A 15,297-nucleotide genomic window follows, 5' to 3' on the forward strand; every position below is an offset into this window, starting at 1 on the left:
GAATTCTGGCGAACTTCGGTTTGAAGATGAATTTGTGCGCCACAAGCTGCTCGATGCCGTGGGCGACCTGGCGCTAGCGGGCATGCCAATTTACGGCAAGTTCCGCTCCTACAAGGGCGGGCACGGTCTCAATGCCTTGGTGCTCAATGGTCTTTTTGCCAGTGAGCAAAACTATGAAATTGTTAATGCTGAAAACTTGCCATTAGAATTTGACGCGCTGGAAGATATGCCTTTGGGGTTGTCCTCACACGGTTACATTCGTTCAGTTGGCTAATATCACACATTGTGCCATAGTTTCGTTCGTTTTGCGGTATAGTTGCAAGTCGACAAAGAGTTGGTGCCGTGCTTTTGAAGTGAAGGCGTTTATTGGGTATGGGAAATACGAAGATGTTGCGTACACTTAGGACTTCATTTCAGTTCGTTTTGATTGCCGTTTTGGCCGTTTCTCTTTCTGCTTGTGCGGGATTTAACCTTTTTGGCGAAAAGAAAATCGTTGAAGAAGATATCATTCCTGCAGAAGAGCTTTACGACAAAGCGATCCTGCAGGTAGAAAATCAGCGCTATCTTTCAGCGCAAAAGACTTTTGATAAGCTGGAGCGCCAACACCCATATTCTGAGTACTCAGAGCGTTCACGTTTGATGACCGTTTATATTAACGCGCGGACTGGCCGATATGAAAAGACCATTCTTGCGGCTGATCGGTTCCTGGCTCTTTATCCTTCGTCAGAGGATGCCCCATACGCGATGTATATGAAGGGCGCAGCACAATATAATCAAATGAAAGACATCACGCGCGACCAGCAAACCGCAGAAGATGCAATTTCTACTTTCCAAACGATTATCAATAATTACCCGGGTTCTCGCTATGCGAAGGACGCAAAAGAGCGGATTTTGATCGCTAAGGATCAACTTGCTGGCAAAGAAATGTCGGTTGGTCGCTATTATCTTGGCAACAACAATTACACAGCGGCAATCAATCGTTTCAGAACGGTTGTTGAGGACCATCAAACGTCAACCCATGTGGAAGAAGCATTGTTGCGTTTGACTGAGAGTTACTTGGCACTTGGTCTGGTGAATGAGGCAAAAACTGCAGCAGCTGTTTTGGGCCACAATTACCCTTCTAGCCAATGGTATGAAGATGCTTATAAGCTTTTGCAAAAACAGGGCCTGGCCCCTGAAGTTGCTGAAGGCAATTGGTTATCAGATCGCTAGACAGAACGCGCAATTTGTGATGGATTCCGTGGCATGCTAAGTGCCATTTCAATTCGAAATATAGTCTTGATTGATCAGCTCGATCTTATGCTGGATCGGGGTATGACTGCGCTTACCGGTGAAACGGGGGCGGGGAAATCCATTCTGCTTGATTCGCTGTCATTGGCGCTGGGCGGGCGTGGCGATGCATCTTTGGTGCGTAAAGGCTGCCCGCAAGGCCAAGTAGTGGCCACCCTACATTTGCCTTCAGACCATCACGTGCGCGATTTGATGCGCGAAAACGAGATTGAAGATGACGAAGAAATCATGCTTCGTCGGGTTCAATATGCCGATGGCCGCACACGTGGGTTTGTTAATGATCAACCAGTTTCCGCCAAATTCATGCGGCAGCTGGGAGAGCAGTTGATTGAAATTCATGGGCAGCATGATGATCGTGCGCTTGTTGATCCGAGCACCCACCGCACACTGCTAGATTCCTTTGGCGACTGCCAAAGCGCCCTGAGCAAAGTCAGCGCCGCCTTTAAAGCCTTGGGTGTGGCGCAAGACGCGCTCAACAGGCAAGAGGCAAAACTCGCCAAAGCGCAAGAAGACGAAGATTTCGCGCGGCACGTTATTGCCGAACTTGGGGCTCTAAATACTGAAGTTGGCGAAGAAGAGACACTTGCCGCCACCCGACAACGCCTAATGTCGCTCGAAAAGGCGGCTGACGAAGTGCGTGACGCGGATCAGGTACTCAATGGTCCCAATGCAGCTTCCAGTGGGTTGGCGGGCCTGATGCGCCAATTAATGCGCAAAGGGGAGGCCGAAGGCGGTCTGTTTGCGCCTTTGGTTGAAAGTCTTGATGCGACGCTGATTGCGCTTGATCGCAGCTCTGAGGCGCTTGAAGAGATCAAACGGCAAATGGATTTTGATCCACTTGAGTTGGAACGCACTGAAGAGCGCTTGTTCGCACTGCGCGCTGCTGCGCGCAAGCATCAAATATCCTGTGATGAATTGCCGGCGCTTTTAAACAAATATGAGCAAGCCATTGCTGAATTGGAACAGGGTGGTGATGATTTGACCGCGCTGCGTGCGGCGCTAGATGCTGCGCGCGTAAATTATCAAACCGCCGCGCGGGGCCTATCTGAAAAACGGGCAATGGCGGGCAAAAAGCTTATGCAGGCAGTGGAAGCTGAATTGCCGGACCTTAAACTCGGGCAAGCTCGTTTTATTGTCGACCATCAGATCGATGATAGTCGTGAAAGTGGCAATGGGTTTGATGTGATTGAATTTCACGTGCAGACAAACCCTGGCACGCACCCCGGCCCAATGATGAAGGTGGCTTCCGGTGGCGAACTGTCTCGTTTCTTGTTGGCACTTAAAGTCGTGTTGGCCGATAAAGGTTCGGCGCCGGTTTTGATTTTTGATGAGATCGACACTGGCGTTGGTGGTGCCGTTGCTGACGCGATCGGCAAGCGCTTGGCGCGGCTTTCGAGCAAAGTGCAAGTGCTTTCGGTCACCCATGCGCCCCAAGTTGCGGCCCGCGCTGCAACCCATTTGTTGATTGAAAAGCAAGTGATCGCAGAAGGCAGCTTAACCCGCACGCATGTGGCTGAACTTGATGACAAGAGCCGACGTGAAGAAGTTGCCCGCATGTTGGCTGGCTCCACCATTACAGATGAGGCGCGCGCTGCCGCCCATAGATTGATTGATGAGGTTTCGGCGTGACCGAGCAAAAACCTGTTGCTGATATGACCCGTGAAGAAGCGGCGCAAGAGCTTGCCCAATTGGCCAGCGAAATTGCAAAGCATGATGCGGCATATCACCAAAAAGATGCTCCAGTCGTTTCTGACGCGGCATATGATGCGCTGCGTCGCCGCAATGAGGCGCTTGAAGCTGAGTTTCCGGATTTGGTGCGTGAAGACAGTCCAACCAAAAAAGTTGGTTTCGCTGTTGCCGATGGCTTCAAAAAAGTAACCCATCGGCTGCCAATGCTTTCGCTTGGTAATGCCTTTTCTGATGAAGATTTAGCGGACTATGTTGGCCGAGCACACAAGTTTTTCGCCAAAGATGCAGGGCTTGAATTGGCCTTTACGGCAGAGCCGAAAATCGACGGACTTTCCGCCAGCTTGCGCTACGAAAACGGAATTTTCGTGCAAGGCGCCACCCGAGGTGACGGGGCTGAAGGCGAAGACATAACCGAAAACCTGAAGACCATCAAAGACATACCGCAAAAGCTTATTGGCGATGATGTGCCAGATGTGTTTGAGGTGCGTGGCGAAGTCTATATGTCGCACGCGGATTTTGAAGCGCTCAACAAAAAGCTAGAAGCCGAAGGAAAGCAGACATACGTTAACCCGCGCAATACTGCGGCCGGGTCGCTTCGTCAGCTTGATTCAAACGTAACTGCCAGTCGTAACCTGAAGTTTTTCGCCTATGCATGGGGCGACAATTCGGCCATGCCCGCGGATACGCAAATGGGCGTGGTTGAGGCGTTTCAGCGTTGGGGGTTTAAGGTCAACCCCTTGATGCGTCGAGTGAAAACTGTTGAGGAGATGGTTGCCCACCACACCTTAATCGGCGAGCAACGCGCAACGCTTGGTTATGATATTGACGGTGTTGTGTTCAAACTTGATCGATTGGATTTGCAGGCCCGTTGGGGCTTTGTGGCGCGGGCACCGCGATGGGCGATTGCTTTCAAATTCCCGGCAGAAAAAGCCACCACCATTCTTGAAGATATTGAAATTCAAGTGGGCCGCACCGGGGCGCTTACCCCTGTGGCGAAACTGAAACCTGTTACCGTGGGTGGTGTGGTTGTGTCCAACGCGACGCTGCACAACGAAGATGAGATTGAGCGTAAAGGCGTGTTGATTGGCGATACGGTGACCATTCAGCGAGCAGGCGACGTGATCCCACAGATATTGGGTCCGGTGCTTGAAAAACGCCCTGCGGATGCGAAAAGGTTCGAGTTTCCAACCCATTGCCCAATATGTGGCTCGCCGGCTGAGCGCGAGCTTAATGAAAAAACGGGCAAGCTGGACGTGGTGCGTCGATGCACTGGCGAATTGATTTGCCCGGCACAGGCGGTTAATCAGCTCAAGCATTTTGTTGCCCGCGATGCGCTAGATATTGACGGCATGGGCACAAAACAGGTCACTGCTTTTTATGAAGAAGGGCGGATCAAAACCGCTGCCGACATTTTCACTTTGCGTGAGCGGGATGCACAGAGTTTCAAGAAGCTTAAAGACCAGGAAGGCTGGGGCGCAACCTCAGTTCGCAAACTGTTCGACGCGATTGATGAGCGGCGCACGCCAGAACTCGACAAATTCATTTTTGCACTTGGCATTCGTCATGTGGGCAGCACAACCGGTGCGATGTTTGCCAAGAACTATGGCACATTCAACGCTTGGATGAGCGCTTGCATTGCAGCAGGCGAAGGCGATATGGCGGCACGCGAAAGCCTTTTGTCTATCGATGGTATTGGCGAAACGGTGGTGCAGTCTGTGGTTGGTTTTTTTGCCAATCAACAAAACCGGGCCGCAATTGATGCGCTTTTAGCGCAAGTTTCACCCCTCGAATATGTGGTTGCCTCAGCTGATGAAAACCCAGTTGCGGGCAAAACAGTGGTGTTTACAGGATCGCTTGAGCAAATGTCGCGATCTGAAGCAAAGGCGATGGCGGAACGGTTAGGCGCGAAAGTTGCCGGGTCGGTTTCGGCCAAAACCGATTTGCTGGTGGCCGGGCCAGGCGCTGGGTCTAAGCTTAAAAAGGCTCAAGATTTGGGCGTTGAAACCACCGATGAACAGGGCTGGTTTGATCTGGTTGGGCGCTAGACCATAGCCAATTGATCATGTGCAATTTTGTCCAAGACGGTTTTGCTGTCTTGGGATAGTCTTTGCACCATGGAGATGATTTCGCAACAAGATGCCACAAACATGGAGCTAGAGCAGGGGGAGCGCGCCAAATTTTGGCGCGAGGAAACCTATGACAGTTTGGAATGCCTTAAGGCGACCTTTTTACGGCACGAGTTTTCACCCCACACGCATGACACATTTGTAATTGGTGCGGTTGTTTCAGGCTATCAGCGGCACAAATTGAAGGGGGCCGAGTCAGTTGGTGGCCCGGGTTCGGTCTTCATGTTGAACCCCGAAGATGTGCATGATGGCCGACCGATGGAGCAGGGTTACAGCTATCGTATGTTTTATCCTTCGGTGAAACTGATGGACGAAATCGCCGCCGAACTGCCCCGCGCGCGTCAATCTGGTTCCTTGTTTTTCCGCGAGCTCATGTGTTCAGACAAGACCATCGCTGCAGGGCTCATAGCTGCCCATGATGTGCTCGAAAACAGCAAAGACCCGCTTGAAAAAGATGAAGCACTTTTCCGCTCGTTTGGCGCGCTTGTGGAGCGATATGGCAGCTGGTCCACCAGTGTTTTGGAAAAGCGCGAACCAAAGGCCATTGAGCGGGTTTGCGAATATATGCACGCCCATTTTGGTGAGGAATTGAACCTTGTGATGTTGGCCAATGTTGCCGGGATGAGCCGTGCCTATTTTGTGCGCCTATTCGCCAAACATATGAACCAAACGCCCCACAGCTATCTTACCGATATTCGGGTGCGGGCTGCCCGCAAAATGCTTCACGAAGGGCAAGACCCAATGGGTGTGGCTATTGAGTGCGGGTTTTTTGATCAATCCCACCTCAACCGGCATTTCAAACGCCGTATTGGCACCACCCCCGGTGCTTACAAAAACATGCATGCGCACTAAGAAAAGCTTTTGGAATTCCCCGCTACGTTGCGCACCCTTGGAGAGAAAAATGAGTGTTTCTGGATCGGCTTTGATGCGCCGAAGTGATTTTTCTGATGGGCTTCGTGCGATTGTACCTTTGGTGGTTGCGGCATTTCCCATAGCCTTAGTATTTGGTGCCTTAGCTGCGCAAAAAGGGCTGTCGCCTTTTGAAACCATGTTGATGAGTAGCGTGGTTTTTGCCGGTGGTTCGCAATTTGTGGCAATTGATTTTTGGGCCACGCCGGTGCCTTGGGTCGCTATCACCATCAGCGCTTTGTTGGTCAATATACGCCACGTCTTGATGAGTGCATCATTGGGCGCAAAAACCAAACAGATGGGCTTTGGTTGGCAATTGATTGCTTTTGGTTTTTTGGCTGACGAAGTTTGGGCGCTCTCTGAACATCGAGCGCGAAAACAAGGCACTAGCTTTGCTTTCATGATGGGATTGGCCATACCATTTTACGTCAACTGGCTTGTGATGACCGGGGTTGGGGCCAGTTTGGGCACTCTGTTGGCTGATCTTGACCCGGCCAAATGGGGCTTTGATTTCGCATTTCCGGCGATCTTTATTGGCTTGATTATGGGGTTTTGGCAGGGCCAAAAAACAGGTGTTATTTTGGGCGCTAGCGGGTTGGCCGCAATTGCGTGCAAAGCCTTTGTACCCGGCGCTTGGTACATAGCGGCTGGGGCCGTCGCTGGCGTTTTGGTCGCCGCGGTTGTAGCCGATCCTGAAAGCTTGGAGACATAGATCATGGAAGCATTTTTTCAAACCGATCCTCTGACTTTATTGGCCATTCTTGGCATGGGTGTCGCCACCTATTTGACTCGTATTTCGGGCCTTGTTCTGGTGCGGTATATTGACCTTAAGGGGCGCACCCGTGCGGCTTTGGAGGCGGTGCCTGTGGCGGTTTTAATGTCTGTTATTGCCCCTACAGTTTTAGCAACCGGACCAGCAGAAACAGCAGCGGCTGTGGTGACTATGCTTGCGGCATTTCGCCTGCCTTTACTTGGGGTTGTGGCGGTAGGTGTTGTTTCTGTGGCGCTATTTCGGGCGGTGCTTGGATTGCTTTAAAGCATACCCAACAAAGAGCCGACAATTGCGCCAACCAGCACCATCAACCAAGGCGGAACGTTCCACTTGGTGAGCAGAACAAAAGCCATCGCAACAAGCGCGAAATCGAGCGGGTTGAGCACCGTGCTTTGCCAAATGGGTGAGTAAAACGCAGCGCCCAAAAGTCCCACCACAGCGGCGTTTGCGCCGGATAGGAGTGATTTTGCGGCATGCATTGTTCTGAATTTTTGCCAGTAAGGCATAATGGCGTAAACCAGCAAAAATCCCGGCAAGAATATCGCGATGGTGGCGATCAATGCATTGAGGATTGCGCCGGGAAGCGGAGCGCTTGCTGCGCCCAAAAAGGCGGCAAAACTAAAGATGGGCCCCGGCACGGCTTGGGTCATGCCATATCCTGCTAAGAAACTGTCTTTATTGACAATTCCAGTGGCGACGACTTCGGTTTCAAGCAAGGGCAACACCACATGGCCGCCACCAAAAACCAGTGCGCCCGCACGATAAAAACTGTCAAAAAGCTCGAGCCGTAGGTCCGTCGTATTTTGGGCCAAAATTGGCAATCCGAACAGTAGAACCACGAAAATAATCAGCGCTGAATTTGCCGCTGAAACGGGGATAAGTAGGGGTGAGACATGCTCATTTGGTTCGCTTTGAACCGATTTGATCGCGAAACGTCCCAAAATTGCGCCAAAAAGGATGGCTGCAATTTGGCCGAGCGGCCCGACGACGATTGTGACGATCAAGAGGGATAAAATGGCGATGGTTGCTGTTGTGCGGGTGTTGCATAGGGAAAGTGACATGCCCAAAATCGCTTGGGCGACTACAGCTGTTGCCACAAGCTTTAGCCCATGGATGAGACCTGTGCCAAAGAGTGCCGAAAGTGTGTCAGCAAACAGCGCAAACAGGACCAAAAACACAGCGGACGGCAAAGTGAATGCGGTGAATGCCGCTAGGCCGCCCAGCAGTCCGCCACGCTGAAGACCTAAAGCAAAACCGACTTGTGAACTTGAAGGCCCAGGTAGAAATTGGCACAGCGCCACCAAATCTGCATAGGCGCTTTCGGAAAGCCATTTGCGCTTGGTAACAAATTCAGCGCGAAAAAAGCTCATGTGTGCCACCGGTCCACCAAAGGAGGTGAGGCCAAGTCTTGTAAAGGCGGCGAATATTTCAGGAAGCGGGCGTGACATTAGGTTGATTCTCCTTTGGCCACGCCACGATTTGCCTAAATCGGTTGCGTTGCTTGGTGCAGCCACGCTTTGTCACTATCGCCCAATTGTGACGCTGCGATTTCAAAACATTGTTTGTGATAGTGGTTGAGCCAAGCAATTTCGCTTGCGCTCATCAAATCCTTGTTGATCAATCGCTTGTCAATCGGTGTAAATGTGATCGTTTCGAACGACAGGAATGGAGCATTTTCAGTGCTTTTGTCGCTTTCTTTGACCACCAGCAAGTTTTCAATACGGATACCGTGGCTGCCTTCAAGATAGTAGCCGGGCTCGTTTGAGATGATGTTGCCCACTTCAAGCGGCGAATGATTGCGTGGGGAAACCCCACACGGACCTTCATGCACGCCCAAAAATGCGCCTACACCATGCCCCGTGCCATGATTGTAGTCCAAGCCTTCTGCCCACAAGAACTGACGGGCAAGTACATCCAAATGTGTGCCGGTCGTCCCTTTGGGGAAAATTGCAACGCTTAAGGCAATCATGCCTTGGAGCACCAAAGTGAAGTGCTTCTTTTGTTCGCTTGTGGCCGGGCCGGTGGCCATGGTGCGGGTGATGTCGGTGGTGCCTTCAAGATATTGGCCGCCGCTATCCACCAGCATCAATTCGCCAGGCACCAGGGTCCGGTCACTTTTGTCGGTCACCCGGTAATGGCAAATCGCGCCATTTGGGCCGGATCCGGAAATGGTTTCAAAGCTAATGTCGACCAACGAATTTGCTTGTCGGCGAATTTGCTCGAGTTGCTTGACGATTGCGATTTCGGTGAGTTCACCCTTTGGCGCTTCAGCGTCTAGCCACGAAAGGAACTTGGCCATCGCGGCGGCATCAGTGCGTTGGGCTGAAACCATGCCTTCGATCTCTGTTGCGTTTTTACGTGATTTGATGGCCAAAACGGGATCGGCCTCATTCAACAACTCACCATTTGCTTCAATAACAATGTTGGAGAGTTTTGATGGGCAAGTGTTGCCGTCCATCCAAATTGTTTTGTTGCCAGCAAGTCCCTTAAGATCGCTTTCAAGGGTGCTGATTGGGCAAAGGGTAACTGCATCACCCAACTCTGCACTTAGAACCGATGTGATTTTTTCAGGTTGCACATATAGTTTTGCGGTGCCTGACTTTTCAATTATCGCAAAGCCCAGCGTAACTGGCGTATTGGGGATATCAGACCCCCGGATGTTGAACAGCCAGCAAAAGCTTTCAGGCAGGGTGAGCACCAACGCGTCTGCGTTACGCTCTGCAATGGTTTTGGCAAGATCTGAGATTTTGTCGGCAGCAGACTTTCCGGTTTGTTCCAACGAGAGCGTAAAGATTTTATCTGTTGGCGGGGCTGGCCGGTCTTGCCAGATCTCATCGACCAAATTGGTGCATTCGACCAATTCGATGTCGGACTTTTTCAGCGCATCGCGCAAGGTCTTGATGGCGTAGGGGGTGTGTAACCAGCCATCAAAACCCACGCGTGCGTTTGTTGGCAGGGCGTCTACCAACCACTTTTGGGCCGCGTCTGGTTTCATTTCAACGCATTCAACCGCGTCTGTATCTGTTTGGGCGGGCGCTTGAATGGTGTAGCGCCCATCGACCACAAGCGCTGCGCGATCTTTGGTGACAATGGCATAGCCCGCAGAGCCGGTGAAACCAGTCATGTAGGCTAGACGTTCGTCGCCGGCAGGTACATTTTCGCCCCTGTGCGCATCGTCACGTGGGATTAAAAAGGCATCTACATTGGCGCTTTCCATCGCAGCACGAAGGTGCGCCAGTCGAGGTTTCACCAGAGATGGATCAGCTTTTTCATCAAATTGTTGAAATTGGATTGAGCTGTCGTTGTTGAACATGCGGTACGTTATCCTCTAGATCGCATTTTTGGCGCGTCGAAATTTTTGTGCATCGAAGGTGCTTTAAGCAACCAAACAGGAGATAGAAATGGCAAATCCATTAGAGTTCATGTTTGGTCTGTTTTCTTCAATGATGAAGTCTCGGACCAAAGCAGTTGATCGAGATATAGATCAATTTACTGAAGTCGAGCACTATGACACCAATCGAAACCACACCATGTGAGCTGGTTCAGTCTACCAACCCGCAAAGAATGATTTCCTATCATTTTCAGTCGCGCAATGATTTAGTTCGTTGCGCGTTTTGTTTATCCTCAGCGAATTGTATTGTTATTGTCTCGGTATGCTGAAAACGCATGGCTGTGGTGCGGTTCTGCCTCTACCTAAAATTTTTTACATGGCTACATTGGTTTCAAGAATTCAAAAAAGCAACCCCACTTTTGGTTGAAATTGTAGGAGACGAGAATGGCACAGACAGTTGGTTTTTTCCGCGGCGTAGTAGACGCAATGGTTTCATCACGCAGCAAGCATGCAGATCGTCAAGTTGCGAAGTTTTTGAAAACCCACGGACATGATGCGATCAACAATGATCGTATGAACGGATTTTGATTTTAGGCGCTTTCGCCTTGCTCTTTTAGGATACACAAAATGGCTAAAACCGGTTTCTTTCGCAACGTGATGGACGCAATTGTAACGTCACGCAGCAAACATGCAGAGCGCGAAGTTGCTCGCTTTGTTGAAACACATGGCTACCGCAATTTGCTGAACGAAGATCGTTCACGCAACGGCTTCTAAGGTTTAAACCTTAAGCTTGACGTTGCAATCTCAGGATTGTCCAATCGCCCTTTTCGACTTGTTCGAGAAGGGCGATTTTGTTTTCTGCGTAGGCTTCAATAACGCTGTCTGCTTGGCGATTCAGAAGTCCTGCCAAGACCACAATGCCATCAATTTTTGTGTGTTTGGCAATGTCTGGTGCTAGTTCGACCAATGGGCCAGCCAAAATATTGGCCAGCACCAAATCAAATGGGCCGCGCTGCTCAAAGATCTCATGATCCATGCCAGTTGATACTGCTGTTTCGATCATGTCTTTTACGCCATTAATTTGCGTATTTTCAATTGTGACTTCAATCGCTTTGGCGTCAATGTCGGTGGCCAGCACGTTGTTGTTGAACCGTTTTGCGGCCGCGATGGCCAAAATACCCGTGCCAGTACCCAAGTCCAAAATCGTTTTAGGCTGCACACCAGAATTTGCAATCAGTGAAATGGCTTCAAGGCAGCCTGTTGTGGTTTCATGGTGTCCGGTGCCAAAAGCTTGGCCCGCATCAATTTTAATGGCGATTTTATCATCAGGATTTGGCGCTTCAACATGACTGCCGTGGACAAAAAACTCGCCCGTATCGATTGCTGACAAACCTTCAAGGGAATGGGCAACCCAATCTTTGTCTGGCACTTTCGCCAGTGTAAATTCAACCGTGCCGTTCAAAACCCGCTGCGCAAGTTCGTTAAAGCGCGCAATGTTTGGTTTTTGATCACATGTGGCTTCAAACACCCAATCACCATCAGCATTTTCAAATGCCGACGCGGACAAAGCCAGTCCGTATTCTTCCATCACTGCATCAGCCAGCGCAAATGCATCTTGTTTAGACATGGGGACGGTGATTTGTTCTAGGGTCATTTGATTGGCCTTTATGCCCGCTTGATAAAGCTTTCGAGGACTTTTTTGCGCCCTACAGAGGGAAAGTCAATGGTGAGTTTATTGCCATCGACGCTGGCCACAATGCCTTCGCCAAATTTGAGGTGAAGAGCTTTGTCGCCTTGTTTAAAGCTTGATGAGGATGAACTGACAGAGCCAGAGCGTGCTATTAGCTCACCTTCAATCGTCGGGCCTCGATCTGTGCCACGGGATTTGTGCTGGTTTTGCGCGCGTTGCCAGCCCGGTGTTTCATAAACACTGTCGAACGGATCGCGGTTATCGAATTTTGAGGCTGTATTGCGGCCACCATAGTTGTAGCCGCCATAACTTGAGCCTGTGTCTTTGACTTCAACGGCGTCTGCGGGCAATTCGTCCAAGAAACGAGAGGGAATGCAGGTTTGCCAAAGGCCGTGGATGCGGCGGTTTTGTGCGACCGTTAGTTTGGCGCGTTTTTTGGCACGGGTAATCCCGACGTAGGCGAGGCGACGTTCTTCTTCCAATCCCGTCTTGCCACTTTCATCGAGCGAGCGTTGATGGGGGAACAGGCCTTCTTCCCAACCGGGCAAAAACACGGTGTCGAACTCTAGCCCTTTGGCGGCATGTAGGGTCATGATGGAAACGGCATCATCCGATCCGTCGCCGCTGTCGCGGTCCATCACAAGGGAAACGTGCTCCAAAAATCCGCCAAGTGTTTCGAACTCTTCCATCGAGCGAATTAGTTCTTTTAAGTTTTCAAGCCGACCTGGCGCGTCCGCTGAGCGGTCATTTTGCCACATTTGGGTGTAGCCGCTTTCGTCCAAAATGGCTTCAGCCACTTCTGCGTGGGGCTGGTTTTGCAACCGGTTGGCCCAATCGTCAAACTGACTGATCAAAAAGCGCAAAGTTGAGCGTTGTTTGGGCTTTAATTCGTCGGTTTCAATCAGATCGCGCGTGGCTTGGATCATTGGCACGTTGGCCGCCCGTGCTGCATCGTGCAGCAAGCGGATGGTGGCGTCGCCCAAACCCCGTTTTGGCACATTGACGATCCGCTCAAACGCCAAATCGTCAGCTTGCTGTGCGGTGGCACGCAAATAGGCGAGGGCGTCGCGAATTTCTTTGCGCTCGTAAAAGCGTGGTCCGCCAATAACGCGGTAATTGAGGCCCAGTTTGATGAACCGTTCCTCGAACTCGCGCATTTGGAAAGACGCGCGTACAAGGATCGCCATGGAGTTGAGCTGATGGCCTTGGCGTTGGAACTGTTCGATTTCTTCGCCAATGTGGCGGGCTTCTTCTTCAGAATCCCAAACAGAGGTGACACTGACCGGATCGCCTTCTTCGCCCACATCCGTCTGCAAGGTTTTGCCCAAGCGATCTTCATTGTGCGAAATTAAGTGCGATGCAGCACGTAGGATTTTTGAAGTGGAGCGATAATTGCGCTCTAGGCGGATAACTTTTGCGCCGGGGAAGTCTTTTTCGAACCGCAGAATGTTATCAACTTCAGCGCCGCGCCAGCCGTAAATTGATTGGTCATCATCACCCACCACACAAACGTTGGAGTTGCCTTGCGCGAGTAGGCGCAACCACAAATATTGGGCGACGTTTGTATCTTGATACTCGTCCACCAGCATGAATTTAAAGCGGCGATGAAATTCTTCGAGCACCGTTGGATTGTCTTTGAGCAAGCGAATGCATTCAAGCAACAGATCGCCAAAATCAGCGGCATTGAGGGTTTTTAAGCGCGCTTGGTAAGCGGCGTAAAGCTTTGCGCCTTTACCATCTGCGAATGCGCCTGCATCAGAAGCGTCCAATTGTTTGGGCTGCAAGCCTTTGTTTTTCCACCCATCGATCATGTGCGCCAGCTGGCGAGCGGGCCAGCGCTTTTCATCGACATTTTCAGCTTGTAAGAGCTGCTTTAACAGCCGGATCTGATCGTCTGTATCAAGAATGGTGAAATCAGACTTTAGGCCCACCAGTTCGGCATGGCGGCGGATGATTTTTGCGCCGATGGAGTGGAAGGTGCCAAGCCAAGGCATGCCTTCAACCGAGCCGCCAACGAATTTTGCAATCCGCTCTTTCATTTCGCGGGCCGCTTTGTTGGTAAAGGTTACCGCAAGGATTTCGTGGCCGCGCGCACGGCGTGTCGCCAGAATATGTGCAATCCGCGTGGTCAATACGCGGGTTTTACCGGTGCCCGCACCTGCCAGCACCAAAAGTGGGCCATCGATGCTTTCAACAGCATCTTGCTGCTCAGGGTTCATACCCTCAAGATAGCGCGGTGCGCCGCCGCCAAACTGCGACGTAATCGGTCCTGGTTGTGAACTGGGGGCTTTGCCCGGCCTTGCAATCATTACGTGCGCTCGAATCTCGTTTTGTTCTTTATAAGTCACCTGCAAATATTTGTATATGCGGAGGTGAAGTTAGATTTGTCATCTCAATGTAGCATTGGGACCCTATTGGCAAGGGCGATTTAGCTCACAACCAAGGGACTGCTCAATCATGAAACCTTCACACTTGCTTGGCGCATTGGCGTTTAGCGCGGTCAGCATAACGGCTTTGAATGCTGCCGCTGCGCCGCACTTCAACCGTATCTCTAGTTTTCCAGTGGCCAGCAATATCCCAGCTGATATGGACGCAAAAAGCGTTTCATCATCTGAAATTATTGCTGCGACTGAAGACGGCATGACATTGATTTATTCAGATAGCCCTTTGGGCGGCATTGGCTTTGTTGGTATTGCTGACCCAAAAGCGCCGGTTGCACAGGGTTTTTTGGCGTTAGACGGTGAACCGACATCGGTTTCGATTTTGGGCGGAAAAGCGTTTGTTGGCGTCAATACTTCTGAAAGCTACGTTGCGCCATCGGGCCACTTGGCGATTGTTGATATTGCCTCAAAAACGGTAACGGCCTCTTGCGATCTTGGCGGTCAACCTGACAGCGTTGCGGTTTCTGGTGACGGGTCATTGGTTGCGGTGGCGATTGAAAATGAGCGCGATGAGGATTTGAACGAAGGGGAACTTCCTCAATTGCCAGCTGGCTTTGTCACTATCTTTGATATCGCGAATGGAGTTGCTGATTGTAGCAGCAAACGAGTTGTCGATCTTGCTGGGTTGGCCTTGATTGGCGCATCTGATCCTGAGCCAGAGTTTGTTGATTTCAATTCGATGAACGAGATCGTTGTTTCTATGCAGGAAAACAACCATTACGCGATCATCGATGGTGCAACTGGTGTGGTTAAAAACCACTTCTCAGCTGGTGCTGTTGATCTGACGTTTATTGACGTTGAAGAGGAGCGCGCGTTTACATTTGACGGGGCGCAAACCCAACGTCTGCGTGAGCCTGACGCGGTGAAATGGCTTGATGATAATCGCTTCGTGGGCGCCAACGAAGGTGACTATAACGGCGGTTCACGCAGCTTTACGATCTACAATAAAGATGGATCTGTTTCATTTGAATCGGGGACTTCTTTGGAGGTTCTTGCGGCGCGTGCAGGTCACTATCCCGAAAAGCGCTCTGGCAACAAGGGTGTGGAAC

General features: G+C 50.9%; 14 protein-coding genes and 1 pseudogene. 11 read left to right on the top strand and 4 right to left on the bottom strand.

Annotated features, from left to right (window positions below):
* From Q0231_RS01555 to Q0231_RS01585, 7 genes are all read left to right on the top strand, one after another.
* The coding region (locus Q0231_RS01555; RefSeq protein ID WP_299344147.1) for a UDP-3-O-acyl-N-acetylglucosamine deacetylase at nucleotides 1-274 on the top strand (274 nt) is incomplete at its 5' end.
* A 98-nt stretch (nucleotides 275-372) separates the two neighbouring features.
* Nucleotides 373-1,212 carry an outer membrane protein assembly factor BamD gene (locus Q0231_RS01560; RefSeq protein ID WP_299344150.1) on the top strand — a complete coding sequence of 280 codons (840 nt, stop codon included), beginning with the start codon at nucleotides 373-375 and terminating at the stop codon, nucleotides 1,210-1,212.
* A 33-nt stretch (nucleotides 1,213-1,245) separates the two neighbouring features.
* A complete protein-coding gene (recN, locus tag Q0231_RS01565; RefSeq protein ID WP_299344152.1) occupies nucleotides 1,246-2,919 on the top strand; it encodes a DNA repair protein RecN in 1,674 nt (557 codons plus the stop codon).
* A 23-nt stretch (nucleotides 2,920-2,942) separates the two neighbouring features.
* Entirely contained in the window at nucleotides 2,943-5,024 is a 2,082-nt protein-coding gene (gene ligA / locus Q0231_RS01570; protein ID WP_299344179.1) for an NAD-dependent DNA ligase LigA, read from the top strand.
* A gap of 27 nt (nucleotides 5,025-5,051) precedes the next feature.
* Entirely contained in the window at nucleotides 5,052-5,957 is a 906-nt protein-coding gene (locus tag Q0231_RS01575) for an AraC family transcriptional regulator (protein ID WP_299344155.1), read from the top strand.
* A 49-nt stretch (nucleotides 5,958-6,006) separates the two neighbouring features.
* Entirely contained in the window at nucleotides 6,007-6,726 is a 720-nt protein-coding gene (locus Q0231_RS01580) for an AzlC family ABC transporter permease (protein WP_299344158.1), read from the top strand.
* Nucleotides 6,727-6,729: 3 nt separating this feature from the next.
* Nucleotides 6,730-7,050: an AzlD family protein gene (locus tag Q0231_RS01585; protein ID WP_299344161.1), complete on the top strand. Its 321-nt coding sequence runs from the start codon at nucleotides 6,730-6,732 to the stop codon at nucleotides 7,048-7,050.
* Here Q0231_RS01585 and chrA read toward each other — a convergent pair.
* On the bottom strand, nucleotides 7,047-8,234 hold the full coding sequence (chrA, locus tag Q0231_RS01590) for a chromate efflux transporter (RefSeq protein ID WP_299344164.1): 1,188 nt from the start codon (nucleotides 8,232-8,234) through the stop codon (nucleotides 7,047-7,049). The genes Q0231_RS01585 and chrA overlap by 4 nt on opposite strands.
* A 35-nt stretch (nucleotides 8,235-8,269) precedes the next feature.
* Nucleotides 8,270-10,099, bottom strand: a complete 1,830-nt coding sequence (locus Q0231_RS01595) for an aminopeptidase P family protein (protein WP_299344167.1) — start codon at nucleotides 10,097-10,099, stop codon at nucleotides 8,270-8,272.
* An 88-nt stretch (nucleotides 10,100-10,187) separates the two neighbouring features.
* Between Q0231_RS01595 and Q0231_RS01600 the strand changes: the two genes are divergently transcribed.
* The 3 genes from Q0231_RS01600 to Q0231_RS01610 all read left to right on the top strand — a co-directional run bounded on the left by Q0231_RS01600 (nucleotide 10,188) and on the right by Q0231_RS01610 (nucleotide 10,891).
* Nucleotides 10,188-10,322, top strand: a complete 135-nt coding sequence (locus Q0231_RS01600) for a hypothetical protein (RefSeq protein WP_299344169.1) — start codon at nucleotides 10,188-10,190, stop codon at nucleotides 10,320-10,322.
* Between the two features lie 239 nt (nucleotides 10,323-10,561).
* Complete coding sequence (locus Q0231_RS01605; RefSeq protein WP_269393749.1) at nucleotides 10,562-10,705, top strand: hypothetical protein; 144 nt, start codon at nucleotides 10,562-10,564, stop codon at nucleotides 10,703-10,705.
* A gap of 39 nt (nucleotides 10,706-10,744) precedes the next feature.
* Nucleotides 10,745-10,891: a hypothetical protein gene (locus Q0231_RS01610; protein WP_269393750.1), complete on the top strand. Its 147-nt coding sequence runs from the start codon at nucleotides 10,745-10,747 to the stop codon at nucleotides 10,889-10,891.
* A gap of 10 nt (nucleotides 10,892-10,901) precedes the next feature.
* Here Q0231_RS01610 and Q0231_RS01615 read toward each other — a convergent pair whose 3' ends face one another.
* Together Q0231_RS01615 and Q0231_RS01620 are read right to left on the bottom strand one after the other, a co-directional pair.
* A complete protein-coding gene (locus Q0231_RS01615; RefSeq protein ID WP_299344174.1) occupies nucleotides 10,902-11,771 on the bottom strand; it encodes a 50S ribosomal protein L11 methyltransferase in 870 nt (289 codons plus the stop codon).
* 11 nt (nucleotides 11,772-11,782) lie between these two features.
* Nucleotides 11,783-14,116, bottom strand: a complete 2,334-nt coding sequence (locus tag Q0231_RS01620) for an ATP-dependent helicase (RefSeq protein WP_299344176.1) — start codon at nucleotides 14,114-14,116, stop codon at nucleotides 11,783-11,785.
* Nucleotides 14,117-14,264: 148 nt separating this feature from the next.
* Between Q0231_RS01620 and Q0231_RS01625 the strand changes: the two are divergent.
* A pseudogene (locus tag Q0231_RS01625) lies at nucleotides 14,265-15,297 on the top strand (alkaline phosphatase); the annotation flags it as partial.

Source organism: uncultured Maritalea sp., from assembly GCF_937139385.1.
In the GTDB taxonomy this organism is placed as follows: domain Bacteria; phylum Pseudomonadota; class Alphaproteobacteria; order Rhizobiales; family Devosiaceae; genus Maritalea; species Maritalea porphyrae_A.

Bases quoted from the DNA above. Each gene is read 5' to 3' on its own strand.
- Q0231_RS01605 (WP_269393749.1), top strand. From the start codon at position 10,562: ATGGCACAGACAGTTGGTTTTTTCCGCGGCGTAGTAGACGCAATGGTT.
- Q0231_RS01595 (WP_299344167.1), bottom strand. From the start codon at position 10,099: ATGTTCAACAACGACAGCTCAATCCAATTTCAACAATTTGATGAAAAA.
- Q0231_RS01585 (WP_299344161.1), top strand. From the start codon at position 6,730: ATGGAAGCATTTTTTCAAACCGATCCTCTGACTTTATTGGCCATTCTT.
- Q0231_RS01615 (WP_299344174.1), bottom strand. From the start codon at position 11,771: ATGACCCTAGAACAAATCACCGTCCCCATGTCTAAACAAGATGCATTT.
- ligA (WP_299344179.1), top strand. From the start codon at position 2,943: ATGACCCGTGAAGAAGCGGCGCAAGAGCTTGCCCAATTGGCCAGCGAA.
- Q0231_RS01600 (WP_299344169.1), top strand. From the start codon at position 10,188: ATGGCAAATCCATTAGAGTTCATGTTTGGTCTGTTTTCTTCAATGATG.
- Q0231_RS01580 (WP_299344158.1), top strand. From the start codon at position 6,007: ATGAGTGTTTCTGGATCGGCTTTGATGCGCCGAAGTGATTTTTCTGAT.
- chrA (WP_299344164.1), bottom strand. From the start codon at position 8,234: ATGTCACGCCCGCTTCCTGAAATATTCGCCGCCTTTACAAGACTTGGC.
- Q0231_RS01560 (WP_299344150.1), top strand. From the start codon at position 373: ATGGGAAATACGAAGATGTTGCGTACACTTAGGACTTCATTTCAGTTC.
- Q0231_RS01620 (WP_299344176.1), bottom strand. From the start codon at position 14,116: ATGATTGCAAGGCCGGGCAAAGCCCCCAGTTCACAACCAGGACCGATT.
- Q0231_RS01610 (WP_269393750.1), top strand. From the start codon at position 10,745: ATGGCTAAAACCGGTTTCTTTCGCAACGTGATGGACGCAATTGTAACG.
- recN (WP_299344152.1), top strand. From the start codon at position 1,246: ATGCTAAGTGCCATTTCAATTCGAAATATAGTCTTGATTGATCAGCTC.